Below are 25,352 nucleotides of genomic sequence, written 5' to 3'. Positions count from 1 at the left end.
CCCAGCGGTGCCACCGATCGGGCCCGCGGTTTCGCCGCCGTCGCCCCTCCGCCGCCTCGGCTCTCCGCGCCCTTCCCCCTCCGCCGCCCTCGCCCCTCCGCCGCCTCGCCCCTCCGCTGCCTCGGCCCCCGCTGCGCCCGCTGCGCCCGTCCCGCCGTCAGCGGGCGGGCAGGAGGCAGGTCGGGGATGGCGCCGCCGCGCGCCGGCGCACCCGGCCGGGAACGCCGGTGCGGAGGTCGAGCGTCAGCGAGGCGACCTCCTCGGAGAGCTGACCCGCGACCAAGAGGATGTCACGCACCACCAGGTGATGCCGCGGCCCGTCGACGCCGGCATCGACCAGCGCGACCGGCTGCACGAGCTCGCCGGCGCCGCGCACGCGAAGCGTCGCGATGGTGTTGCTGCCGCGCACCCCGGCATAGAGGAACTCGGCGTCGCGTGACATCGCCAGCTCCGCGGCGCTGTCGCCGGGGAGCGTGCCCGCGCCGAGCGGCGTGCCGCCCACCAGCCGCCACACCTCGGGCCCCGACCCGGTGGCAGGGGGGAAGGGCGCAAGCACGAACAGTTCGCACGACGTCTCGGTGACGACATAGAGGTGCCCGCTCGGGTGCCACACCATGTGCCGCGGCCCGCTGCCCATCGGCAGCGCCACCTCCTGCACCTGCCGCAGCCCGCTCGCGCCGTCGCGCCAGAGGCGCACCGCGTCGTACCCGAGGTCGGTCGTCGCGATGAGCCCGCCGGGCAGGAAGACCGCCTGATGCGCACGGGACGGGCGGACGGATGCCTCGTCCCCACCGGTCGCCTCGGTCGGCGGTTCGTCGGCGTCGTGGTCCGGAACAAGGTGAGCGAACTCGGCGCCCGCCGCTTCGCGCAGCGCGCGTGCCGCCGCCGCGAGGTCGATGTCGCCGGCCCGAGGCTCAGCCGCGGCGCCCGGCCCGTACGGGTCGACCGCCGCAGGAGCGATCACCGGCGACGAAGGGCGGCCCGCGGCATCCAGGTCCATCCGGACCACTCGCCCGTCGCCCCAGCAGCTGGCGACGAGGAAGCGGCCGTCGGGCGCCACCGCCACATGGCACGCGGCCTCGCCCGCGTCGACGGGCGGGCCGAGCGGCACGAACGTCGCGTCGCCCGTGCGACGGAACGCCTGCACCTGCCCGCGCGCCTCGAGCGTGGCGTACACGACGTCGCCCCGCGCGACGGTGACCGAACCCGGGTGCGCCGTCAGCCACGACGGCGAATCTGCCGCCGCGACGTCGCCCGCGAACGCCAGTGCTCCGCCTGCCGAGGCGTCGTCGGCCGCGCCGGCGAGCAGCATCCCCCATCCGGTCGCGGTGCCGTCCATATCGGCGGTGTAGCCGCCCAGCCAGAACCTCATGATGCCGTGATCCCAGAACCGGATGCCGCCCCCCGGCGCACCGCGGACGACATCAGTCGACGAGGTCGTGGCGCACGATGACGGCGTCGCGCGCTGGGCCCACGCCGATCACCGAGATGCGCGTGCCGCTCATCGCCTCGAGCGCGAGCACATACTCCTGCGCCTCGACGGGGAGGTCCTCGAAGGTGCGTGCGCCCGAGATGTCCTTCTTCCAGCCCGGGAAGTACTCGTAGATCGGCTGCGCGTGGTGGAAGTCCGACTGGTTCACGGGCACCTCGTCGAAGCGGCGGCCCTCCACGTCGTACGCGACGCACACCGGAATTCGATCGAGCCCTGTGAGGATGTCGAGCTTCGTCAGCACGAGGTCGGTGATGCCGTTGATGCGCGTGGCGTAGCGCGTGATGGGCGCGTCGTACCAGCCGACGCGGCGCGGGCGACCGGTCGTCGTGCCGAACTCGAAGCCGCGCGAGCGCAGGTAGTCGCCGTTCTCGTCGAACAGCTCGGTCGGGAACGGACCCGAGCCGACACGGGTCGTGTAGGCCTTCACGATGCCGACGATGCGGTCAAGGCGGTTCGGTCCGATGCCGGAGCCCGTCGACGCACCGCCCGCCGTCGCCGACGACGACGTCACGAACGGATAGGTGCCGTGATCGACGTCGAGCATGGTGGCCTGGCCGCCCTCGAACACCACGACCTCCCCGGCGTCGAGCGCCTCGCTGAGCATGAGCCCGGTGTCGGCGACCATCGGCCGCAGCCGCTCGGCGTAGGAGAGCAGGTCGTCCACGATCTCGTCGCACGTGATCGCACGACGGTTGAAGACCTTGACCAGCAGATGGTTCTTCTGGTCGAGGGCGCCCTCGACCTTCTGGCGCAGGATGTTCTCGTCGAAGAGGTCCTGCACGCGGATGCCGACGCGGTTGATCTTGTCGGCGTAGGCCGGGCCGATTCCGCGGCCGGTCGTGCCGATCTGCCGCTTGCCGAGGAAGCGCTCGGTGACCTTGTCGAGCGTGCGGTGGTACTGCGTGATGATGTGCGCGTTCGCACTCACCCGCAGACGCGACGTGTCGAGGCCGCGCGCGTGCAGCGCCTCGAGCTCGGCGAACAGCACCTCCAGGTCGACGACGACGCCGTTGCCGATGACGGCGTTCACGCCGGGCGAAAGGATGCCGGACGGCAGCAGGTGCAGCGCGTACTTCTCGTCGCCGATGACGACCGTGTGGCCGGCGTTGTTGCCGCCGTTGAACTTGACCACCCAGTCGGTGCGCTCACCGAGGAGATCGGTGGCCTTGCCCTTGCCCTCGTCTCCCCACTGGACTCCGACGATCACGATGCCTGGCATGGGCTACTCCCCCGTTATGTGACGGTTACACCCCATCCTATCGGGATGGTTCGTTACGCCTTCTGGCGCCGTGAGTCCTCCTGTGTCATCACGCGTTGGACGCGCCGGCAGCGGCGAGGGGATCGTGAAATGCGAATCGCCCTGTGCGACGGAAAGGACGGATCCCGTGACCGAACAGGTGCATCTCGGCATCGCCCTCGAACGGTCGGGCTGGCACCCCGCCGCGTGGCGCGAGGCCTCGGCCCGCCCGCGCGATCTCACCTCGGCCCGTCACTGGCGCGACCTGCTGCGCACGGCCGACGACGCGGGAATCGCCCTCGCGACGATCGAGGACGCCCTCGCGCTCACCGACCGGTTCGAGGATGTCGACGCACTGCGCCGCGATCGTGTCCGCGGCCGTCTGGACGCGGTGCTCATCGCGTCGTACGCCGCCCCGCTCACGCGGCGGATCGGCCTCGTGCCGACGGTCACGACCGCCCACCCCGAGCCCTTCCACGTGGCGACCGGCATCCAGACCCTCGACTTCGCCAGCCGGGGCCGCGCGGGCGTGCGGCTGGTCGCGGGAGCCTCGGCGGCCGAGCGCGCCAACTTCGGCCGCCGATCGTCGGGCGTCGACGCGATCCCGGCGTCGGGCCGGGTCGAGGACTCGGCCGGGATCCTGGCCGCCTTCCGCGAAGCCGGCGAGTTCGCCGACGTGCTCGCGCGGCTGTGGGACTCCTGGCAGGACGACGCCATCATCCGGGATGCCGCGACCGGCCGCTTCCTCGACGCGGACCGCGTGCACAACATCGAGTTCGAGGGCGAGTTCTTCTCGGTCACCGGGGCCTCGATCGTGCCGCGGTCGCCGCAGGGCCGCCCCCTCCTGACCGTGCTCGCCCATCAGACGGTGCCGTACCGGCTCGCGGCCGAGCACGCCGACCTCGTCTTCATCACCCCGCACGACGCGGACGGCCGCCCCGGCTTCGCGCTGCCCGGCATCCTTTCCGAGCTGGATGCAGCGGCCGACGAACTGCGCACCGGCCGCGAGCGTCTTCGCGTTCACGCCGACCTGCTCGTGCTGATCGAGGACACCGAGGCGGCGGCGCGCAGCACGGCCCAGCGCCTCGACGAGTGGGACGGTGCGCCTCTCACGTCGGACGCGCGCATCGTGGTCGGCACCCCCGCCGATGTGGCGGATGCTGTGCGCGAGCTCGCCGCGGCCGGTGTCGACGGCGTGCGCCTGCGGCCCGCGCGGCAGCCCGCCGACGTCGTGGCGATCGCGGAGAAGGTGGTGCCGCTGCTGCGGTCCACGGGCACCCTACGTGAGGACGACGGCGCCGGCACGCTGCGCGCGCGCCTCGACCTCGCCCGCCCCGAGAGCCGTTACGTCAGAGAGAGGGTCTCGCTGTGAGCCGTCCCCGTCAGATCCACCTCGCCGCGCACTTCCCCGGCGTCAACAGCACCACCGTCTGGACCGACCCGAGCGCCGGCAGCCAGATCGACTTCGCGTCGTTCGAACACTTCGCCGCGACGGCCGAGCGGGGGCTGTTCGACTACGTCTTCCTCGCCGAGGGGCTGCGGCTGCGCGAGCACAAGGGCCGCATCCACGAGCTCGATGTGCTGGGCCGCCCGAACACGCTGTCGATCCTCGCCGCCGTCGCCGCCATCACCGAGCACGTCGGGCTGGTCGGCACGCTCAACACCACGTTCAACGAGCCCTATGAGCTGGCGCGAGAGCTGGCGACCCTCGACCACCTCTCGGGCGGCCGTGCCGGGTGGAACGCGGTGACGAGCTCCGACGCCTTCCACGGCGCCAACTTCCGGCGTGGCGGCTACCTCGACCACGCCGACCGCTACGAGCGGGCACGTGAGTTCGCCCAGCTCGCCAAGGAGCTGTGGGACTCCTGGCCCGAGGACGGCGTGCGGGCGGATGCCGCGACCGGCGTGTTCCTCGACGACGGCGTGCCCGCACGCGTGCGCCACCGCGGCGCGCAGTTCGACGTCGACGCGCTGTTCGACGTGCCCCGCTCGCCGCAGGGCCGCCCGGTGATCGTGCAGGCCGGGGACTCTGCCGATGGCCGCACGTTCGGCGCCGAGCACGCCGAGGTCATCTTCTCGCTCCACCAGGAGTTCGAGGACGCGCGGGAGTTCTACGACGACGTCAAGGGCCGGCTGGCCGGGTACGGCCGTGACGAGGACTCGCTCAAGATCCTGCCGGCGGCGACGTTCGCGATCGGCGACACCGACGCGGAGGCCCGCGAGCGCTCGCGCGAGATCGCGCTGCAGCAGGTGCGTCCCGAGGTCGCTCTCACCTACGTCGAGCAGGTGTGGGGCCGCGACCTGAGCGGTTACGACCCCGACGGTCCGCTTCCCGACGTCGATCCCGACACCGGGTCCGAGACCGCGCGCGGCTGGGCGAACCGGCACGCGGCGGTGCGCGCCCGCATCGCGAAGCTGCGCGAGCTGTCGGAGCGCGAGGGCCTCAGCATCCGCGAACTGGTCATCCGCCTCACCGCTCAGCACACGTTCGTCGGCACGCCCGATCGCATCGCCGCCGAGATCGACCGGTACGTGCAGGAGCGCGCCACGGACGGCTTCACGATCGTCGGCCACCTCACGCCGCACGGCCTCGACGAGTTCGCCGAGCGCGTGGTGCCGCTGCTGCAGGAGCGGGGCTCGTACCGCCGGTCGTACGAGGAGGGCGCGACGCTCCGCGACCTGCTCGGCCTGCCGGCGCCCCGAACAGCTCGAGCACGTCCCGCTTCGGCGCTCGCGACGGCATGACCGACCGTCCGCGCCTGGTGCTCGTCGGAGCCGGCCCGCGAGCCGCCATGCTCCTCGAGCGTCTGCTCGCGCGCGCGGACGACGACACGCGTCTCGAGATCGACCTCGTCGATCCGCACCCGGCGGGCGCCGGCCGCATCTGGCGTCACGCGCAGTCGCCGCTGCTGAAACTGAACTCGATGACGCGCGACGTCACCGTGTTCACCGACGACAGCTGCACGATCGACGGGCCGGTGCGTCCTGGGCCCTCTCTTCACGAATGGCTCGAGCGGTGGCGGACCGGTGAGCTGCCCGATGTGGAGCTCGACGAACTGTCGGCCGCCGAAGCGCGCGTGCTCGATGCCGAGGGCTTCCCGACGCGACGGCTGCACAGTCATTACCTGGACTGGTGCTTCCGCCGCGCGGCGGCGAGCGCGCCGGCGGGTGTGACGATCCGGTGCCACGTCGACACGGTGGCGTCGGTGCGGCCGCTCGTCGACGGACGGCACGGCGTTCTGCTCGAGAGCGGTCGCGAGATCGTGACGGATGCCGTCGCCTACTGCCTCGGCCATAACGAGCGCGAGCCCGATCCTGCGTCGGCCCGGCTGGCGGCGGCCGCTGCCGGCGGGGGGCTCGTGTACGTGCCTCCGGCGTACACCGCGGACGCCGACCTCTCGCGGCTCGCCCCTGGTGCGGACGTGATCGTGCGCGGCATGGGGCTTGCTGCCGTGGACTTGGTGGTGCTTCTCACGCAGGGTCGCGGAGGACGGTTCGACCGCGGCGCCGACGGCGCTCTGCGGTACCTGCCGTCCGGTCGCGAGCCGCGACTGCACCTGGGTTCGCGGCGCGGCGTGCCGTACCGCTCGAAGGTGACGTCGGTGCTCCAGGGCGATCCGCCGCGGCGCGAGGTGCTGACGCCCGATGCGGTCGCGGCGCTCGTCGCGTCCGGCCGCCCGCTCGACTTCGACCGCGACGTGTGGCCGCTCATCGCCGCCGAACTGCTGCACGGCCACTACCGCGAGCTGTTCACCGGGCACCCCGAGCGCGTCGTCGGCACGTGGGAGGAGTTCCGCCCGGTGCTGGGCGCGTACGCGTGGGACGACCCGGCGCTCCGGGATGCGATCGCGGACGCCGTGCCAGATCCGCTCGATCGCTTCGATGTGGCCATATTCGACCGGCCGTTCGCCGACGTCCGCTTCGCCGACGCCGGCGAGATGCAGCGCAGCGTGTACGACCACATCGTCGACGACCTCGCGCTGCGGACGACGCAGGAGCGGAGCCCGGCGCAGGGCCTGTTCCTGGCCGCACTGCTGTCCTTCATGGCCCTGGCCGAGATCCCGGCGGAGCGCTGGAACGCGAGGTCGCGGGCGCACACCCTGCCGGTGCGATGGCACACGTTCTTCAGCTACCTCGCGAGCGGCCCGCCGCCCCATCGGCTCGAGGAGCTGCTCGCCCTCGCCGACGCCGGGGTGGTGCGCTTCCTCGGGCCCGACGTCGAGGTGTCGATCGGCGCACGCGGGTTCGCGGCATCCAGTTCCCACGTTCCCGGCGAGACGGTCGCCCGAGCGCTCGTCGACGCGTGGCTGCCGGCATCCGATGCCGCCCTCAGCACGAATGCCGCGCTGCGCGAGCTCGTCACTGTGCACGGCAGTGAGCTGCGCGTGACGGATGCCGAGTATGAAGGGTCCCTCGGGCGGGTGCGTGTCGCCGACGACGGGCGCGTGCTGCGCGCCGACGGCTCGGCGCACGACACGCTCTTCGCGCTGGGTCCGTTCACGTCGCTGACCGAGGCCGGCGCGTTCACCCGGCCCGCCGCGAACTCGCTGTCGCTGCGTCAGACCGACACCGTCGCGGGGGCCATCGCCAGCCGGCTCGGCGTCGCCGTGCCGGTTGCGAGCTGATAAGGATTCGGGCATGTCTGTCGAATATCATCGTTGACATGTCGAATATATGGTGAATATATTGCAGCATGATCAACGGCCTCCGCGTGCTGACGCGCGCCATCACGGGACTCATCGTCGGCGTGTGCGTCGTCTTCATCGGCGTCATCGGAACGGTGATGCTGTCGTTCTTCACGTCGACCGCCGTCGGCATCCCCGGCCTGACCCGCGTCTGGGCCACCGATGAGAACGGTGCGACCGCACTCAACATCGATCCGTCCTTCGTCGGGATGGGGATCGCGGTGCTCGTGGTCGCGGCGCTCTACACCGTGCTGCCCGCCGTGACGACCCGCCGGCACGCCTGAGACCGCGCCGGCGCGGCAGCACGGCCGCGCGGCACCCGCACCGCGCGGTGTCCGATCAGCCTTCGGCTCAGTCCGGCACGTACTTGAACGAGAGCTGGACGCGCGCCCGGAACAGAAGTCCCCCGTCGTCGCCGACGACGATGTCCTGCTTCGTCACCTCGGCGATGCGAAGATCGTGCAGCGATCCCGCGGCGGTGGTGATCGCCTCCCGGGCAGCCTCCTCCCAGGACGAGGCACTCGTGCCGATGACGTCGATCACTCGGTAAACGCTCATCTTGACCCCCATCGTTGGATGCCGATACCTCCATACTGATCGCGTTCCCGCGCGCGCGGAAGGGCCCTCCTCCACCCGGCCGACCGCATGAGAGAGAGGGGGCTGAGCCCGCCGCGCGCCGGCTACGGGCCGCGGAGAGCCTCGGGGTGCGTGAGCCGCCACCAGTCCGTCGGAGGCGCGATCGTGCCTTCGATCTCGATGGGGACGGTCGCCGTGTTCGGCCCTGCGGTCCAGGTGAGGCTTCCGACGACCTCGCCGTCCCGGTAGTCGGTCGGCGTCGTCGTCGTCATCTCGACGGTGATCGGGGTGTCGGACCAGGTGAAGATCGAGGCATCCCTCGCCGCGACCATCCGTGCCGATCCGCCCCAGGGGGTCGAGTACGACCCCAGCTCCTGACCGCGTGTCACGAGCGGCACGTCATGGAAGCCGTCACGGATGCTGCCCAGCAGAGCGACGACGCCGGCATTCACCGATTCCCGCGAGGCGCCGCCCAGCATCACACCCGTCACGCTGAGCCGCTGCGATGCGCTGAGATCGACGGAGGCCGTGTAGAGCAGGTTGTACGTGCCGGGTCCGAGGTTGCCGGTCTTGAGTCCTGTGATCCCGCCGGTTCCCAGCAGGTCGTTGGTGTTGACCATGCCGCCCGGGCCGGGAAGGGCGAGCGAGCGGGTCGCCGAGATGCTCGCGATGACCGGATGGGCGGCCGCCAGCCGGCCGATGGCGAGGAGATCGGCCGGCGTGCTGGTGTTGCGCGGGCTGATCCCCGTGGGCTCGACGATGGTGGTGCCGCCGAGCCCGTGGGCATCGAGCCACCGCCGTGTCGCACCGATGAAGGCGCCCTGCGAGCCGAACGCCCACGTCGACACCGCCTCGGCGTAGTTGCTCGCCGACGGGATCAGCATGGTCGCCAGCGCATCGCGCAGCGACATCGTGCTGCCGATCGGCATCGCGGCGATGGTCGCGCCCATGACGTAGTACTTGTCGTAGAGGTCGTGGTCGGCTTTGTCGAATGTGAGCGTGGGCCCGGGATCGTTCATGTCGCTGAGCGGGTAGGCGTCGAGGACGACCAGGGCGGTGACGAGCTTGCTGATGCTCGCGATCGATCGCGGTTCGTCGGTGCCGCTCGCCGCCCAGATGCCGCTCGCTCCGGAGCCGAGATAGTCGTCGCCGCCCGTGATGGTGATGGCCCACGCGCCCTCGCCCGGCAAGGCGACGGCAGCCGCGGCCGGTGACGGAGCCGCGGGCTCCTGCGAGGCGACCTCCGGTGCCGGGAGGGGCGCGGACAGCGCCCAGCCCGTGTAGCCGCCCACCGACGCGAGCAGCGCGACGAGGATGATCGCCGTGACGACGACTCCGACACGGCGTCGGCGTCGGCGCTTCGCGGACTCGACCTCGTTCCACTCCGGGTCGAACTCGCGGTCGTCGCTCATGAGCTCCCGCAGATCGGCGAACTCGTCGATGGGCGGCTGCGACGGAATGGCGATCTCCTGACGGGAAGGGTGGCTCCATCATGCAGCATTGGGACTTGCTGTCCCAAGCGGGGGCTTGTTCCGCGTGGGCACGCGGCGGCGCCGGCCGAACCCGGGGAGGGGTCCGGCCGGCGCCGATCCGGTCAGGACTTGGGAAGCCCCGGCGGATTGATGAGGCTCTCGTCGACGCGCTCGGACTCCAGGTCCCAGATCTTCAGGACCTCGTCGTACTGCCCGTTCTCGATGAGGTAGTTGAGTGCGATGTTGACGGGCTCGATCAGGCCGTTGCCCTTGGCCGTCGCGGCGGCGATGTTGGCCGTGAGCGGCCAGCCGCCGGGCACGAGACCCACGAGCTTGGTGTCGCCGGTCTCACGTGCGGCCCACGCGGAGGTGGCGTTGGGGCCGAAGGTGGCGTCGATGCGGCCCGACTGCAGCGCGAGCACGGTCGCGGCGTTGTCGTCGAAGTACTGCAGCTCGGCCGGCTCCTTGCCTGCGGCCTCGAGTTCCTCGTTCCAGGCGAGGAGCACCTGCTCCTGGTTCGTGCCCGAGCCCACCGCGATCTTCAGCCCCGAGATGTCGGCGGACTCCTCGATCTTCTCGATGTCGCTGTCGGACTTCACATAGAAGCCGAGGAGATCTTCGCGATAGCTGGCGAAGTCGTAGAGCTCCTTGCGCTCCTCGGTGACGGTGACGTTCGACGTGATGAGGTCGTACTTGCCGGACTGGATGCCGAGGGGCCAGTCCGCCCAAGCGACGATCACCGGGTTGTATTCGAGACCGAGCGCGTCGGCGATGAGTGCACCGATGTTGGGTTCGGTGCCGGCGGCCTCCGTCGCGCCCTCGGGGATGTAGCCGAGGGGCGGCACGTAGGCCGAGTGCGCCACAGTGAGCTTGCCGGGCTCGACCGGCTCGAAGCCGCTGGCCTTGAGAGCGGCGACCGCCTCGGCCACGGGCTCGTCGAGGCGCACCCATTGGATGTCGTCCGTCGCGACGTTCGCCGACGTCTGGGAGGGCGCCGGGGCTGCCGCCTCGGCCGGGGCGTTCTGGTTCACGCCCCAGACGATGCCGCCGACGATCGCGGCCACCGCGACGACGCCGACGCCGATCGCGATGCCCTGCTTCTTGCTGAGTGCCATGGTGTGATGCTTCCTTCTTCTCGGGTGAGGTTCTTCGGGTGTGAGGGCTCGGGGTTGCGAGACCGCGGGTTACGCCAGGACCTTCGCGAGGAAGTCCTGGACCCGGGGATGCTGCGGCGTGACGAGCACCTCGGAGGGCGGGCCCTGCTCGATGACGCGGCCGCCGTCGAGGAACACGACGCGGTCGGCGACCTCGCGGGCGAACCCGACCTCGTGCGTGACGATGACGAGCGTCGTGCCGAGCTGTGCGAGGTCGCGGATGACGTCCAGCACCTCGCCCACGAGCTCCGGGTCGAGCGCACTGGTCGGCTCGTCGAACAGGATCACCTTGGGCTTGAGGGCGAGGGCACGGGCGATCGCGACGCGCTGCTGCTGGCCGCCCGACAGCTGCCGGGGGTAGTGGCCGGCCTTGTCGGCGAGCCCGACACGGTCGAGCAGGCCGAGCGCGAGCTCGCGGGCGTCGTCCTTCGGGAGCCGGCCGAGCGCGATGGGCGCCTCGGTGACGTTCTCGAGCGCCGTCAGGTGCGGGAACAGGTTGAAGTTCTGGAACACGATGCCGATCTGAGTGCGGCGTTCCAGCACCTCGCGCTCGCGCAGCTCGTGGAGCTTGCCGTGTCGTAGCTCGTAGCCGATGAGCTGGCCGTCGACCGTGACCGAGCCGCGGTCGACGCTCTCGAGATGGTTGATGGTGCGCAGGAGCGTCGACTTGCCCGAGCCGCTCGGCCCGAGGATCGCGACGACCTCGCCCGGCTGCACCGTGAGATCGATGCCGCGCAGCACCTCGACACCGCCATAGCTCTTGTGGACGTTGTGGATCTCGACGAGCCCCTTCGTCGGGGTCTCCGCCGGGTGCTGGACGATCGTGGTGCTCATGTCAGCGCCCTCCGAACTTCGCGTCGTTGCCCGAACTCTGCGATGCCGCAGGGGGCAGGGGGGCAGCATCCGCTCCCTGCAAAGCAGGAAGAGTGGAGTCGCTGTCGCCCAGGCGGGCCCACTGGACGGCGATCCAGTGGCGTGCGCGCTGCACGGGCGTCGGCGGCAGCACTCGCACCGTGCCGCGGGCGTAGTGCCGCTCGATGTAGTACTGCGCGATGCTCAGGAGCGTGGTGATGATCGTGTACCAGACCACCGCGACCAGCAGCAGCGGAATCACGCGGCTGTTGCGGTTGTAGATCACCTGCACGGCGTAGAACACCTCGGGCAGGGCGATCACGAACACCACCGACGCGCCCTTGACGAGGCCGATCACCTCGTTGGTGGCGTTCGGCACGATGGAGCGCATCGCCTGCGGGAGGATGATGCGCGTCAGACGGCGGCGGGGAGGGATGCCGAGGGCCGAGGCCGCCTCGAGCTGGCCCTGGTCGACCGACAGCAGGCCGCCGCGGATGATCTCCGCCGAGTATGCGGCTTGATTGAGGCTGAGGCCGAGGATCGCAGCGGCGAACGCGCTGATCAGCTGCACCGTCGGGAACTCGACGATCCAGAAGTCGGTGGTGAACGGGGTGCCGAGGCCGAGGGTCGGGTACAGGTAGCCCAGGTTGTACCAGACGATGATCTGCACCACGAGCGGCACGGAGCGGAAGAACCAGATGAACACCCACGCGGCCGAGTTCAGCAGGGGCGATTTGGCCAGGCGGGCGAGGGCGAGCAGCGTGCCCAGCACGAAGCCGATCGACGCCGAGATCACCGTGAGCAGCAGCGTCAGCGCCACGCCCTGGAGCACCGGCTCCGACAGGAAGTAGTGCGCGAAGACGTCCCACTCGTAGTTCTCGTTCGTCACCAGCGACCACGCGAACTGCGCCACCACGAAGAGCACGACGGCGCCGATCGACCAGCGGAACCAGTGCCGGGTGTGGACGACGGGCAGGTCGCCGAGGTCGACGCGCGGCGACGACGGCGCGGACGGCAGCGCCGCCGCCCCTGCAACGCCGGCCTGGCGCGGGAGTGTGTCGGTCATGAGGACTCCTCGATCGGCGGCGCGGATCAGCGGTTGCGGTGCGCCGGTACGAGGACGTTAGGGCGGCGGGTCGCGTGGCTCCCAGCCGGGAACGACCGACGCCGACACGGACCGTGACCCAGTGCAACGCGGCGTCACACGGCGGAACGCACGGACGCATGGCCGGGCTCCGGGATCGGCCGCCTTCCTCAGATCAGGAGGACGGATGCCACGACCGCACGACGTAGTGTGGGGCTGTGTCGATCAGATCGGTCGTCAGGAGCGCCGTCGGCGCCGCATTGCTCGTCAACGCCGTCCCCCACGGGGTGAGCGGTGTGCGGGGCCGGCCGTTCCCCAGTCCGTTCGCCGATCCCCCCGGTGTGGGGATGTCCTCGCCCGGCGTCAACGTCGGCTGGAGCGCCGCGAATGCGATCGTGGGGGCGCTGCTGCTGAGGCGAGGCATCCGCTCCCGCGGCGAAGCCGTCGCGGCCGTGGCCGGGGCCATCTCTATGGCGGTGACCATCTCGTACCACTTCGGCGACGTGCTGAACGGCGGACGCGGACTTCGGGGCACGCTCGCGAGGCGATCCGCGGGCTCGGGTCCACCGCGCGTGCTTGTGAAGCTGACCGAGCCGATCGCGAACGCCCTCGCGGGGCGGCGCTGGTTTCCGCTGTGGGCGATCCTGCACCATCGCGGACGCAAGAGCGGCAGAACGTACAGGACTCCCGTCGCCGTGCTGCCGACGGTGGACCCCGAGATCGTCCTGATCGGTCTGCCGTGGGGCCGGAACACGAACTGGGCCCGCAACGTCGTCGCGGCCGGGTCAGCCGAGCTCACCAGGTCTGGTGCGACGCGCTCGGTGTCATTACCGCGCATCGTCGAGTCGGCCGAAGCTGCTGCGCTGGCACGCCCGCCCTTCCGGTCTCTCGTGAAGCGGATGCCGGCGGCGATCGTCCTCCGGCCGTCTCGCATTAACGCGTGATGCCAGCGCTGCACCGGTGTGAGCGGTTCGCGTGTCGTAGGTATGTTCTATTGTCGAGGCATGTTCATCGACAGCGACCTTCCCGACCCGGTGATCCCGGATGAGGTGGATCTGGTGGTCGAGGTGGCGGAGATGATGTCGGTGTTCGCCGCGCAGCGGCTGGTGCGGGTGGAGGCGATGCGGCGGCAGGCGCTGGCGGATGCGGCGGTGCGGGGTCGGGTGCTGACCGAAGTCGTCGAGCGGGGGATCCGGTTGGAGCTGGCGGCCGTGTTGCGGATCACCGAGCATGCCGCCGGGGAGCTGCTGAGGTTCGCGGAGGCGATGGTGCACGACTATCCGGCGGTGCTGGCCTCGTTGGAGCGGGCGCGGGTGACCGAGCGGCACGCGCAGCTCCTGGTCGCTGCGGTGAACGAGCTGGAACCGGAGCTCCGCGGGCAGGTGCTGGGCCCGGGGCTGGCGCTGGCGGAGGCGGAGCCGGTGGGCACGTTCCGCCGCAAACTGCGGTCGCTCATCGACACGGTGCGGTCGGCGACGCTCACCGAACGATACGCGCACGCGGTGACGAAGCGGCGGATCGTCGTGGAGCCCGACCAGGACGCCATGGGGTGGTTGCATCTGTACGCGCCGATGGTCGCGATCCACGCCGTGCACTCCCGCGCCACCGCAATGGCCACGACGGTCACCGCCGCCGACGAGAACGACACGCGCACCCTGGATCAGGCGCGCGCGGACGTGCTGCTCGACCTGCTCGTCGAGGGGACGGTCGCCGCGCATCCGGAGCAGGCGCGCGGGATCCGGGCGACGGTGTTCGTCACCGTCCCCGTGCTCGCCCTGCTCCACGACACCGACACCGAGCGGGCCGCCGCGGGGATCGACCCGGCGGTGGTGGAAGGTGTCGGCCCGATCCCGCTGCCGGTCGCGAAGGAGCTGACCGGTGGGGCGGCCGGGTGGACGCGGGTGCTCACCCACCCCGAGACCGGCATCGTGCTCTCCGTCGGACGCGACCAGTACCGGCCACCGGCGGCGCTGCAGAAACTGGTGAAATGGCGGGCCGACCGGTGCATGGCACCCGGCTGCGGCATCCCCGCCACCCGGTGCGACACTGACCACCACATCGACTGGGCCCACGGCGGACGAACCGCACTGACCAACCTCGGCCCCCTCTGCCAAGGCCACCACACCGTGAAACACCACACCGACTGGACCATCCAACACGTCCCCGGCTCGGGCGGCGCCATCCTCTGGACCTCGCCCACCGGCCGGCACTACCTCGTCGAGCCCGAACGCGCCGTGCCCGTCTTCCGCCCCACCGACCACCACGACGCACCCTTCTGACGACGCGCCGGTGCTCGCCCGACCCTGAGCGGGGTGTCGCGTGACGGATCATGGCGCCGTGTGACGCCACCATCCCTCCCCGCAGCCGCCCTGGTCGTAGCCTGACGCGGGGCAGCAGCATCCGCTCGCCTTCCTTGACGCTCCGGCTTGACGCGCACCCGAGAGGATCACACGATGACCGACACCACACAGGACACCACCGAGGATGCGGCCGAGCCGACCTTCGACGCACCGCTCATCACCGCCCAGGAAGCCGCCGACCGCGCCGCCGCCGGTGCCCTCGTCGTCGACGTGCGCAGCGATGCCGGCCGTGCGCGCGACGGCGTGATCCCCGGCTCGATCCGGGGTGACCGCAACAACCTCGATGCGCAGTTCGTCATCGACTCACCCGAGAAGCTCGCCGAGATCACCGACTGGGACCAGGACATCGTCATCGTCTGCGGCACGATCAACGGCTCCGGTCCGGTCGCCGAGCAGCTCCGTGCCCAGGGGTTCACCAACGTCGCGCACGTCGACGGGGGCTTTCCGGCATGGAAGCAGTCGGGTGCACCCACCGCCGAGGTGGACGCTGCGCAGTGACCTTCACCCCCGCGGATGACACCCGAAAGCCGTTTGTGGATCATGTCCACCAAACGGGGGACACGTTGTAGATCCGCCACAATAGGGGCGTTTTGGCGCACGTTTTCCGCCATTCCGCGACACAAAGGTTCTCCCTGCTCCCCGATTCCCGGGAGTACACCTGGGTCAGGGGAAACGACACGCCAACAGCGTGGTGTCGAAAGGGGAGGAACGCATGCACTGGGCATGGTTTCGGATCGCAGCCGCGATCACCGGCTTCTCAGGAGTCGTCGCCGGATTCATCGTCAATGTAGATCGAGCAGCGCGTCAGGGGCAAGGCCTCGGCGACGTGCTCGCGAACTACTTCAGCCTGTTCACGATCGTGTCGACGTCGCTCAGCGTCGCCGCACTCCTCGTGGCCGCATCATGGGCGATGCGGCACCCGGGCTCGAGCCGCGAACCGCTGGGGATCGCGCTCGCCATCGCCGCCGTGACAGCACCCGTGCTGCTCCTCGGCCTCGTCTACAACATCCTGCTCCGCGGCCTCCCGTCGGCGGTCGCGCTCGGCGACTCCGCCGGCATCGCGATGCTCGACGAGTACGCCGTGGAGGTGCTGCACGTCGTCCTGCCGATCTACTTCGTTCTGGACCTGCTGCTGGCACCGCGCCGACGCGCACTGCCCTGGTGGTCGCTGGCCGTGCTGGTCGGCTACCCGCTGCTGTGGGCGACGTACACGATGGTCCGCGGCGAGCGCGTGGGGAACCCCGACGGCACCACACCGTGGTGGTACCCGTATCCGTTCCTCGACCCGCACGGGCCCGGCGGCTACGCGTCGGCGTTCCTCTACATCGGGGCGATCCTCGTCGGGTTCCTTGCCATCGGCACGATGATCGTCATGATCGGCCGCTACCGCGAACGGCGGGCCACGCGCCACGGCGCATCCGCGGCTCACGGGCCTTTGCCGGTCTGACAAGCGGGCGCGAGCGGGGGCAACCCGGACGGGCGGGGGCGACCGGGGAGAAGCGGGGGCGACCGGGGAGAAGCGGGGGGCGAGCCCGGCTCGGTGAGGGAGGGTCACCGAGCCGGGCTCTCCGGCGCGCTCAAACTAGACTGGAGGCCATGTCGAAGGTCCTCCAGTCCCTGCCCGTCGGCGAACGCGTCGGCATCGCTTTCTCCGGAGGGCTCGACACGTCGGTCGCCGTAGCCTGGATGCGCGACAAGGGCGCCGTCCCCTGCACGTACACCGGCGACCTCGGTCAACCCGACGAAGACGACATCGACGCCATCCCGAACCGCGCGCTGGAGTACGGCGCCGAGGTCTCGCGCCTGGTCGACTGCAAGCCCGCGCTCGTCGAGGAGGGCTTCGGCGCCCTCGCGTGCGGAGCGTTCCACATCCGCTCGGGCGGGCGCACGTACTTCAACACGACGCCCATCGGCCGCGCCGTCACCGGAACGCTGCTGGTGCGTGCCATGAAGGAGGACGGCGTCGACATCTGGGGCGACGGCTCGACCTATAAGGGCAACGACATCGAGCGGTTCTACCGCTACGGCCTGCTCGCGAACCCGGCCCTGCGCATCTACAAGCCGTGGCTCGACGCCGACTTCGTCACCGAGCTGGGCGGCCGTCAGGAGATGAGCGAATGGCTCGTCGAGCACGGGTTCCCCTATCGCGACTCCGCGGAGAAGGCCTACTCCACCGACGCGAACATCTGGGGCGCCACGCACGAGGCCAAGACGCTCGAGCACCTGAACGTCTCGCTCGAGACGGTCGAGCCCATCATGGGTGTGCGCTTCTGGGACCCGGGGGTCGAGATCGAGACCGAAGACGTCACCGTGACCTTCGAGGCCGGCCGACCGGTCGCGCTCAACGGCGTCGAGTTCGCCGACCCCGTCGAGCTGGTCTTCGAGGCGAACCGCATCGGCGGCCGGCACGGACTCGGCATGAGCGACCAGATCGAGAACCGCATCATCGAGGCGAAGTCGCGCGGCATCTACGAGGCGCCGGGCATGGCGCTGCTTTTCACGGCGTACGAGCGCCTGGTCAACGGCATCCTGAACGAAGACACGCTGGCGACCTACCACGAACAGGGCCGCCGCCTCGGCCGTCTCATGTACGAGGGCCGCTGGCTCGAGCCGCAGTCCCTCATGCTGCGCGAGTCGATCCAGAAGTGGGTCGGGTCCACGATCACCGGCTCCGTGACGCTTCGCCTGCGCCGCGGCGAGGACTACACGATCCTCGACACCACCGCGCCGCGCCTGTCGTACCATCCCGACAAGCTCTCGATGGAGCGCGTCGGCGACGCCGCCTTCGGTCCCACCGACCGCATCGGCCAGCTCACCATGCGCAACCTCGACATCGCCGACTCGCGCGTGCGGCTCGAGTACTACGCGTCGAAGGGCCTGATCGGCGGCGCGACCGGCGAGCTCGTCGGCCACCTCACGCAGGGCGAGGCGGGCGAGATCACCGAGCACGCTCAGCACGTCAGCGCCGAGCAGGAAGAACTCGCGGAGGCGACGGATGCCGCGAACGAGGCCTCCGCGTTCGACCTGGGAACGGACTGACAGATTTTCCCTTAACTTGCACACAACTGTGCAAGTTACCTAACCTGGAGGCATGACCACCTCCACCGACGCGCCGCGGCGCCCTCGGCGCGACGCCCTCGAGAACCGCGCCGGCATCCTCGCCGCCGCGCACATCGCGCTCGCGCACGACCCTCGCGCCTCGGTCGACGCCATCGCCCGACAGGCCGGCCTGTCGCGCCGCGCGCTGTACGGCCACTTCGATGATCGCGATGCGCTGGTGCGCGAGATCGTCGCGCAGGGGGCCGAACGATTCAACGCGATCGCCGAGGCGATCGACGACGCCGACGCACGTGTCGCCCTCGCGCGCCTGGCGTCCGCGCTGTGGCGGGCCGCCGCCCACGTACAGGTGCTCGCGGCGATCGCCCTCGATGAGGCGCACCTCGAAGAGACCGCCACCGCGCTCGCACCGCTCCGTCGTACCGTCGTGCGCATCGTCCGCGAGGGCCAGGACGCCGACGTGCTGCGCACCGACGTCGCCGCGCCGACCCTCGCTCGCCTCATCGAGGAGACCGCCCGCACCGTCATCACGCGCATCGACGCGTCGTCGCCCGAGGCCGGTTCTCTCGCCGTGCGCGCGGTGCTCAGCATCGCCGGACTCTCCTGGCGCGAGGCGGCCGACCTTCTCGCCGCACAGCCGGAGATCCTCGCGGCCTCGACCGCCACGTCGGCGGCGACCGAATGAGGGTGGTGCTCGACGCCGTCGGCAAGGGCCGTCGCGAGCACGCGCTCCCCGCGACGTCGGCGGTGTTCGAGTCCGGCCGCGTGACGCTCACCTCCGCCGAGACCGCGCAGCGCCCGACTGTGCTGGGCCTCATCGCGTCGGGGCGCATGCGTCCCGACACGGGGCGGGTCGACCTGGACGGACGAAAGGATGCCGCCGGCCTCCGCCGCCGCGTCGCCCTCGTCGACGCGCCCGACGTGTCCGAGCCCGAGCCGAACGTGACGCTCGCGGGCGTCGCCGCCGAGGAGCTGATGTTCGCCGGCCGCCGTTCGGATCCTCTCGCCGTGCGCCGGTGGCTCGCCGACCACGGACTCGCGGCCGCGGCATCCGTTCCTGTGTCGAACGTCGACCCCGCCGACCGCGTGCGCGCGCTGTGCGAGCTGGCGGTGCTGCGCGCGGGCGTCGAGGGCATCGTGCTCGTGGCGCCCGACCGCCACGGCGGCGAACCCGCAGCGTGGTGGTCCGTCGCCGGCGACTTCGCCACCCGTGGCTACGCCGTGCTCGTCATCGCCGGCCGGGCCGCGCAAGGGGTGGCGGCCGAAGCGCCGCGGGTCATCGCGCGACCCCGTATCCGCCGTCTCACCGCAGCGACGAGGGGAGGCCGCGGATGAAGGTCCCGCAGATGATCGTCGCGGAACTCCGCCGCCTCACCTCCACCCGCATGTCGCTCATCGCCCTCGTCGCGCTGATGGTCGTGCCCATCCTCTACGGCGGCCTGTACCTCTGGGCGAACCGCGATCCCTACGCGCAGCTCGACCAGGTGCCGGTGGCGCTCGTCGTCGCCGACACGGGTGCCGACCTCGATGGCACCGCACGCAACCTCGGCGAAGAGGTCGCGCACGACCTCGTCGATGACGGCGCTTTCGACTGGCACCGCGCGACCGCAGACGAGGCCGACGCCGGCCTCGATGACGGCTCGTACGACTTCGCCGTCGAGCTGCCGTCCGACTTCACGGGCGCCATCGCCTCGATCACCACCGGCGAGCCGCGCACCGCCGACATCGTGCTGCACACCAGCGACGCGAACAACTACCTGGCCTCGACGATCGGCACGCAGGCGGTCGAGCGCATCCGGTCGGCCATCACCGAGAAGGTGGTGGCCGAGGCGGGGCTGACGATGCTCGACGCCCTCGACGCGATCCGGGTGCAGTTGACGGATGCCGCGGACGGCGCGGCCGCGCTGGCCGACGGGCTCGTGCAAGCCGACGAGGGGGCAGGACGCCTCGCCACCGGGGCGTCGGAACTCGCCGACGGCACCGCTCGGCTACGTGACGGTGCCGCCGCACTCGCCGACGGCTCCGACGAGGTGGCCGGGGGTGCCGCCCAGGTCGCCGCGGGCACCGCACAGCTCGATGCGGTCGCCGACCGTGTGGGCGCAGCATCCGCCGACGCGATCTCGACCCTGCCGCGCGTGCGCGACGACATCGCCGGAAGGCTGGCAGAGGCGGGCCTCGATCACGCGCAGGTCGACGAGGTGCTGGCAGCGCTCGACCCCGTCGGTGAGCGGCTCACCGAAGTGGACGACCGGGTGCAGGGAGCGGTCGGGCAGATCGACCGGCTGAACGGTGGCGCCCAGCAGGTGTCGGCGGGCGCCGCGGCCGTCGCGTCGGGAGCCGCGACGCTGGCAGCCGGCACAGCGAGCGCGGCGGACGGCGCCACGCAGGTGCGCGACGGAGCGACGGCTCTCGACGACGGCCTCGGCCTGCTCGAGGACGGCGCCACCCGGCTGCGCGACGGACTCGCGGAGGGAGCCGCCCGGCTGCCCGCCTACGACGCGGAGACCCGGGAGGCGCAGGCCGACACTCTCGCGGCGCCCGTCCAGATCGAGCGGTCCTCGCTCACTCTGGCGCAGAACTACGGCGCCGGCCTGGCACCGTTCTTCGCCGCCCTCGCCGGATGGATCGGCATCTATGCGCTGTTCCTCATCGTCAAGCCGGTGTCGAAGCGCGCCGTCACCGCCCTGCACTCTCCGGTCCGCATCACGCTGGCCGGCTGGGCGACTCCCGCCCTGCTGGGGGGCGTCCAGATGATCGGACTCTTCGGCGTTCTGGCACTCGCCCTCGGCTTCTCCTTCGCCCACCCGGTCGCGACCCTGGGCATCCTGCTGCTCGCGAGCGCGACGTACGCCGCGATCGTGCTCGCGCTCAACGTCTGGCTCGGCTCGGTCGGGCAGTTCCTGGGGCTGGTGCTCATGGTGCTGCAGCTCGTGACCGCGGGCGGGACTTTCCCGTGGCAGACGCTGCCGACGCCGCTCGCCACCCTCCACCACGTGCTGCCCATGGGCTACGTCGTCGACGCGATGCGGCAGGTCATGTACGGCGGAAGCGCGGACCGCGTCTGGGTGGATCTCACCGTGCTGCTCGGCTGGCTGGTCGGCGCCGGCATCGTCGCAGCGATCGGCGTCACCCGCATGACGCGCTTCCGCACGCTGCGCGACCTGCAACCGAGCGTCATCGGCTGAGCCCCGCCATCCTGTTCCGGTGGGCCCCCCGCCATCCGATTCCGGTCAGCCGCTTCGTAAAAGCGAGTGTGATTCGGCACAACCCGGCGACGAGGGTTAGCATGCGGATTGGTGCGCGCCGGACCCGACGGCGCGACACCGAGTCCCGCGGCGCACGGCACCGCGTATCCCCTCTAGCCCGCCCGGAAAGTCCTTCAATGCCGAAGCCCGCCGCCCCTCCTCACGCCACCGACGACAGCGTGCCGCGTCGGTCGGTGGGGCGCACGGTCGGCATCACGCTGTACAGCATCGTGGCCGGCATCGTGGTGCTCGCCCTCATCGGCGTGGGGTTCGTCACGTACACCGCGCAGCGGTCCTTTCCGCAGCTGCACGGCGAGGTGACGGCACGGGGACTCGACGCCGAGGTGACGGTACAGCGCGACGTGCTCGGCATCCCCACGATCACCGCCGCGTCAGCGCACGACCTCTTCTTCGCTCAGGGATACGTGCAGGCGCAGGACCGTTTCTGGGAGATGGACTTCCGCCGGCACGTGACGAGCGGACGCCTCGCGGAGCTGTTCGGCGAGTCGCAGCTCGGCACCGACCAGTTCCTCCGCACGCTGGGCTGGCACGACATCGCCCAGCAGGAGGTCGACGCGCTCGGCGAGACCGAGCGCGGTTACTACGACGCCTACGCCGAGGGCGTGAACGCCTACCTCGCCGACCACAAGGGTGCCGACGCGTCGCTCGAGTACGCGGTCCTCGGCCTGCAGAACCCCGGCTACGAGATCGAGCCGTGGACCCCGGCGGACTCGGTGGCATGGCTCAAGGCGATGGCCTGGGACCTCCGCAGCAATCTCGAGAGCGAGACCGAGCGCGCGCTGCTCGCCCCCGACCTCACCGAGGCTCAGATCGACAGCATCTACCCGGGGTATCCGTTCGACCGGAACCCTGTGATCGTGCCGAAGATCTCCGCGGTTCCGGCGGTCGGCACGGTGCCCGACGCTCCCGCAGACGGCGAGGGCGACGCGGGCGATGACGCCGGCGACGCGGCGGGCGATGCGGCAGGCGTGACGGATGACCTCGATACGTCGCCGGACGCATCCGCGGGTCCGGGTTCGTCGGCGACTCCCGGTCCGTCGGCCGCCGCCGCCATCGAGTGGACCGAGGTCAGCGGGGTGATCGAGGCGGTCGGTGAGCTGGTCGGCGATGCCGGCGAGGGCATCGGCTCGAACTCGTGGGTCGTCTCGGGGAGCCTCACCGACACCGGGATGCCGCTGCTCGCCAACGACCCGCACCTCGGCGCATCGCTTCCGAGCGTCTGGCATCAGATCCAACTCAAATGCGCCACCGTCGACGAGGAGTGCCCCTTCGACGTCGCCGGATTCGGGTTCTCGGGTCTCCCCGGTGTCATCATCGGGCACAACGACCGCATCGCGTGGGGCTTCACCAACCTCACGACCGACGTCACCGACCTCTACCTCGAGAAGATCGAGGGCGACTCGTACTGGTACGACGGGGCGCTGGCGCCGCTCCAGACACGCACCGAGACCTTCGAGGTGGCGGGCGGCGAGGACGTCCAGCTCGAGGTGCGCTCCACCGCGAACGGTCCGATCGTGTCGGGTCTGACCGGCGACTTCACCGCCATCGCCGACAACCCGTACTCCGGCACCGGCGGGACCGTGCAGCCGGTGTCGGGCGCACCCGCGAGCGGCGAGTACGCGGTGAGCCTTCGCTGGACCGCGCTGCAGCCTGGGACCACGGCATCCGCCCTCTTCGCACTCAACACGGCGAAGGACTTCGACGACTTCCGCGGCGCCGCGTCGCTGTTCGACGTGCCGGCCCAGAATCTGGTCTACGCCGACATCGACGGCAACATCGGCTACCAGACTCCCGGCAAGCTGCCGATCCGGGGTGCGGGCGACGGCTCCCTGCCGCAGCCCGGCTGGGACTCGTCCTACGCCTGGAAGGGCTACATCCCGTTCGAGGAGCTTCCGGTGTCGTACAACCCCACCGAGGGCTACATCGTCACGGCGAACAACGCCATCGTCGCGTCGGACTACCGCTACTCGCTCACACGCGACTGGGACTATGGATGGCGCGCCGCGCGCATCGACGAGCTGATCCAGCGGGCGATCGCGAAGGGACCGCTCACCGCCGCCGACCTCAACGGCTTCCAGGCGGACGAGTATTCCTATATCGGCATGCGCCTGACGGCCGCCTACGCCGACATCGACACGGGCGACGACGACACGGATGCCGCACTCGAACTCCTGCAGCAGTGGGACGCCCAGAACGACGCTGACTCCCCCGCCGCGGCGTACGCCAACGTGCTCTGGGACACCCTCGCCGGCAACATCTTCGCCGAGGGGCGGGAGAGCGCCGCGCCCCTGAGCGGTCAGGGGCGCCTCTTCCTCGTCGTCGACTCGATGCTCGACGACGAGTCGTCGCCGTGGTGGACCAACGACGGCATCGGCGTGGGCGGCATGGACGACATGCTGAGGCGATCCGCCGTCGACGCCTACGAGCGGCTCGTCGACGAGCAGGGAGACGACCCCTCGCGCTGGAACTGGGGCAGCCTGCACGCCCTGCCGCTGGCCAACGGAAGCTTCGGCACATCCGGCATCGCGCCGATCGAGTGGCTGTTCAACCGCGGGCCCTTCCCGGTGGGCGGTGGCTCGTCGGTGGTGAACGCGACCGGCTGGGACCTCGGTGCGAGCTTCCAGACCGTGACCGTGCCGTCGATGCGCATGATCGTCGACCTGTCGGACTTCGACGACTCCCGCTGGAACCAGCTCACCGGCGAGAGCGGCCACGCGTTCCACACGAACTACGCCGACCAGGTCGAGTCTTGGCAGCGTGCCGAGCTCACGCCCTGGGCCTTCTCGCCCGAGGCGGTCGCCGCCGCGACGACCGACACCCTCACCCTCATCCCCTGATCCCCTTCCCCCTGTGCGCCGGCGAAAGCGCAGGTCAGCCGCCGGCGGCGGGGGGTGTGCGCTTGGACTCGGCGAGCTCGTCCACGTGCAGGGCACCCTCGTCGATCGTGCCGTTGCGGTAGGCCTGCCGGCCCACCATGTGAGCCGACAGCGGGGCCGTCGCCAGCTGGATGAGCACGACCGGCACCAGGAACGCCACAACAGGCCACGACCGCAGCGACAGCGCTATCGCGAGGCAGATGAGGATGAGCCCCAGCACCTGCGGCTTGGTCGCGGCGTGCAGGCGACTGGGCACGTCGCGGAACCGCAGCACCCCGATCGCCGCCGTGAGGCACAGCAGCGCACCGAGGAGGATCAGCAGCAGCGCGATCAGGTCGAGGATCTGGTTCATCGGTCCTGGTCCCTTCTCGCGACGAACCGTGCGATCGAGATCGACCCGAACACGCCGACGGCGGCGATGATCAGCAGCACCGGCAGTGTGCGGGTGTGGTGGTTGATCGCCATCTCGGCGCCGAGCAGGCACATCACGAGCGTCAGCAGCACGTCGGAGGCCACCGCCCGGTCGAGGATCGACGGCCCGATCACGATGCGCCACAGGGTCAGCAGCGCCGCCAGCGCGAAGATCACGAAGATCACGAACAGGAGAACGTTCATCTCGCACCCCCTCGGCTCTCGGTCCCCGAGCCCCGTGCACCGGTGCCCGGGCCGGTCGAGGGGCGCCGGGTCGCAGCATCCGTTCGAACGGCCTGCAGCTGCGCGCGCGAGCCGACGGCCCGAACGATGCGGGCCTCCCAGTGGTGTACGCTGGCCCGCTGCTTCTCGACGTCGGCGTCGTTGCGCACGCCGATGACGTGGAGGTACAGGATGCGGCGGTCACGATCGGTCTCGACGATGAGCGAGCCGGGGATCAGAGATGCCGTGACCCCGACGTGCGTCATGATCAGGTCGTCGTCGGTCCGAAGCTGAACCGCGATGATCGCCCCGCCGGGCTGCCGGCGGAAGTCGAGCACCTGCCACGCGACCAGGAGGGAGCCGTGCACCACCGCGACGAGGAACTCGACGACGAAGACGAACCCCCACCACAGGTTGACCCGACCCGAGAGCTCCACGGGCGGCAGGCGGAAGACGCGGGTCACCACGAGCGCCGCGACGAGTCCGGTGAGGAACGCCAGCCACGTGAACTGGCCCCACAGCAGCATCCAGAGCGCGATGAGCCACACGAAGAACGGCAGCTGGCGCCACGCCGTCGCCGCGGCGCGGCGCACCGGGCTCTGCGGCAT

The 25,352-nt window shown here is 70.8% G+C and carries 23 protein-coding genes; 13 read left to right on the top strand and 10 right to left on the bottom strand.

From position 1 onward, the window contains the following. Positions 1–157: 157 nt before the first annotated feature. Positions 158–1,372 (bottom strand): lactonase family protein, encoded by a 1,215-nt coding sequence (locus tag ACN9MP_RS00320; RefSeq protein WP_426322904.1) that lies wholly within the window; start codon positions 1,370–1,372, stop codon positions 158–160. Positions 1,373–1,424: 52 nt separating this feature from the next. After that, a complete protein-coding gene (locus ACN9MP_RS00315; RefSeq protein WP_426322902.1) occupies positions 1,425–2,711 on the bottom strand; it encodes an adenylosuccinate synthase in 1,287 nt (428 codons plus the stop codon). 166 nt (positions 2,712–2,877) lie between these two features. Here ACN9MP_RS00315 and ACN9MP_RS00310 point away from each other — a divergent pair, with 166 nt between their 5' ends. From ACN9MP_RS00310 to ACN9MP_RS00295, 4 genes are all read left to right on the top strand, one after another. Beyond that, complete coding sequence (locus ACN9MP_RS00310; RefSeq protein ID WP_426322900.1) at positions 2,878–4,101, top strand: LLM class flavin-dependent oxidoreductase; 1,224 nt, start codon at positions 2,878–2,880, stop codon at positions 4,099–4,101. Then, positions 4,098–5,474, top strand: coding sequence for an NtaA/DmoA family FMN-dependent monooxygenase (locus ACN9MP_RS00305; RefSeq protein WP_426322899.1), 1,377 nt, complete (start codon positions 4,098–4,100; stop codon positions 5,472–5,474). Before ACN9MP_RS00310 ends, ACN9MP_RS00305 begins: the two co-directional genes overlap by 4 nt. Next, positions 5,471–7,354 (top strand): FAD/NAD(P)-binding protein, encoded by a 1,884-nt coding sequence (locus tag ACN9MP_RS00300; protein ID WP_426322897.1) that lies wholly within the window; start codon positions 5,471–5,473, stop codon positions 7,352–7,354. The genes ACN9MP_RS00305 and ACN9MP_RS00300 overlap by 4 nt, the downstream gene beginning before the upstream one ends. 68 nt (positions 7,355–7,422) lie before the next feature. Beyond that, positions 7,423–7,698, top strand: a complete 276-nt coding sequence (locus ACN9MP_RS00295) for a hypothetical protein (RefSeq protein ID WP_426322895.1) — start codon at positions 7,423–7,425, stop codon at positions 7,696–7,698. Positions 7,699–7,765: 67 nt separating this feature from the next. On the opposite strand, the gene ACN9MP_RS00290 is transcribed toward ACN9MP_RS00295, so the two are convergent. From ACN9MP_RS00290 to ACN9MP_RS00270, 5 genes are all read right to left on the bottom strand, one after another. After that, positions 7,766–7,972, bottom strand: a complete 207-nt coding sequence (locus ACN9MP_RS00290) for a dodecin family protein (RefSeq protein WP_426322893.1) — start codon at positions 7,970–7,972, stop codon at positions 7,766–7,768. Between the two features lie 122 nt (positions 7,973–8,094). Then, entirely contained in the window at positions 8,095–9,402 is a 1,308-nt protein-coding gene (locus ACN9MP_RS00285) for a D-alanyl-D-alanine carboxypeptidase family protein (RefSeq protein ID WP_426322891.1), read from the bottom strand. A gap of 182 nt (positions 9,403–9,584) precedes the next feature. Then, the gene (locus tag ACN9MP_RS00280; RefSeq protein WP_426322889.1) at positions 9,585–10,577 is read right to left on the bottom strand and encodes an ABC transporter substrate-binding protein; all 993 of its coding nucleotides are present in this window, start codon (positions 10,575–10,577) and stop codon (positions 9,585–9,587) included. 69 nt (positions 10,578–10,646) lie between these two features. After that, positions 10,647–11,450, bottom strand: coding sequence for an amino acid ABC transporter ATP-binding protein (locus ACN9MP_RS00275; RefSeq protein WP_426322887.1), 804 nt, complete (start codon positions 11,448–11,450; stop codon positions 10,647–10,649). A 1-nt stretch (position 11,451) separates the two neighbouring features. Beyond that, a complete protein-coding gene (locus ACN9MP_RS00270) occupies positions 11,452–12,534 on the bottom strand; it encodes an amino acid ABC transporter permease (protein WP_426322885.1) in 1,083 nt (360 codons plus the stop codon). A gap of 236 nt (positions 12,535–12,770) precedes the next feature. Between ACN9MP_RS00270 and ACN9MP_RS00265 the strand changes: the two genes are divergently transcribed. The 9 genes from ACN9MP_RS00265 to ACN9MP_RS00225 all read left to right on the top strand — a co-directional run bounded on the left by ACN9MP_RS00265 (position 12,771) and on the right by ACN9MP_RS00225 (position 24,072). After that, positions 12,771–13,496, top strand: coding sequence for a nitroreductase family deazaflavin-dependent oxidoreductase (locus ACN9MP_RS00265; RefSeq protein WP_426322884.1), 726 nt, complete (start codon positions 12,771–12,773; stop codon positions 13,494–13,496). Between the two features lie 60 nt (positions 13,497–13,556). Continuing rightward, a complete protein-coding gene (locus tag ACN9MP_RS00260; RefSeq protein ID WP_426322882.1) occupies positions 13,557–14,831 on the top strand; it encodes a DUF222 domain-containing protein in 1,275 nt (424 codons plus the stop codon). 174 nt (positions 14,832–15,005) lie between these two features. Continuing rightward, positions 15,006–15,410, top strand: coding sequence for a rhodanese-like domain-containing protein (locus ACN9MP_RS00255; protein ID WP_426322880.1), 405 nt, complete (start codon positions 15,006–15,008; stop codon positions 15,408–15,410). A gap of 214 nt (positions 15,411–15,624) precedes the next feature. Continuing rightward, positions 15,625–16,359, top strand: a complete 735-nt coding sequence (locus ACN9MP_RS00250) for a Pr6Pr family membrane protein (RefSeq protein ID WP_426322878.1) — start codon at positions 15,625–15,627, stop codon at positions 16,357–16,359. Positions 16,360–16,508: 149 nt separating this feature from the next. After that, the gene (argG, locus tag ACN9MP_RS00245) at positions 16,509–17,951 is read left to right on the top strand and encodes an argininosuccinate synthase (protein WP_426322876.1); all 1,443 of its coding nucleotides are present in this window, start codon (positions 16,509–16,511) and stop codon (positions 17,949–17,951) included. Between the two features lie 52 nt (positions 17,952–18,003). Beyond that, the gene (locus tag ACN9MP_RS00240; RefSeq protein ID WP_426322874.1) at positions 18,004–18,654 is read left to right on the top strand and encodes a TetR/AcrR family transcriptional regulator; all 651 of its coding nucleotides are present in this window, start codon (positions 18,004–18,006) and stop codon (positions 18,652–18,654) included. Beyond that, on the top strand, positions 18,651–19,304 hold the full coding sequence (locus tag ACN9MP_RS00235; RefSeq protein ID WP_426322872.1) for a hypothetical protein: 654 nt from the start codon (positions 18,651–18,653) through the stop codon (positions 19,302–19,304). The genes ACN9MP_RS00240 and ACN9MP_RS00235 overlap by 4 nt, the downstream gene beginning before the upstream one ends. Further along, the gene (locus ACN9MP_RS00230; RefSeq protein ID WP_426322870.1) at positions 19,301–21,154 is read left to right on the top strand and encodes a YhgE/Pip family protein; all 1,854 of its coding nucleotides are present in this window, start codon (positions 19,301–19,303) and stop codon (positions 21,152–21,154) included. Before ACN9MP_RS00235 ends, ACN9MP_RS00230 begins: the two co-directional genes overlap by 4 nt. 197 nt (positions 21,155–21,351) lie before the next feature. After that, positions 21,352–24,072, top strand: coding sequence for a penicillin acylase family protein (locus ACN9MP_RS00225; RefSeq protein ID WP_426322868.1), 2,721 nt, complete (start codon positions 21,352–21,354; stop codon positions 24,070–24,072). Positions 24,073–24,106: 34 nt separating this feature from the next. On the opposite strand, the gene mnhG is transcribed toward ACN9MP_RS00225, so the two are convergent. From mnhG to ACN9MP_RS00210, 3 genes are read right to left on the bottom strand one after another with little or no spacing between them, the layout of a single operon-like run. Beyond that, entirely contained in the window at positions 24,107–24,463 is a 357-nt protein-coding gene (gene mnhG, locus ACN9MP_RS00220; protein ID WP_426322866.1) for a monovalent cation/H(+) antiporter subunit G, read from the bottom strand. Then, positions 24,460–24,726: a monovalent cation/H+ antiporter complex subunit F gene (locus tag ACN9MP_RS00215; RefSeq protein ID WP_426322864.1), complete on the bottom strand. Its 267-nt coding sequence runs from the start codon at positions 24,724–24,726 to the stop codon at positions 24,460–24,462. Before ACN9MP_RS00215 ends, mnhG begins: the two co-directional genes overlap by 4 nt. Continuing rightward, complete coding sequence (locus tag ACN9MP_RS00210; RefSeq protein WP_426326136.1) at positions 24,723–25,352, bottom strand: Na+/H+ antiporter subunit E; 630 nt, start codon at positions 25,350–25,352, stop codon at positions 24,723–24,725. Before ACN9MP_RS00210 ends, ACN9MP_RS00215 begins: the two co-directional genes overlap by 4 nt.

It is taken from the genome of Microbacterium sp. E-13 (genome assembly GCF_049912955.1).
Lineage (GTDB): Bacteria > Actinomycetota > Actinomycetes > Actinomycetales > Microbacteriaceae > Microbacterium.
Note: the sequence above shows the minus strand (reverse complement) of the source record. Positions and strands in the feature narration are given on the sequence as shown.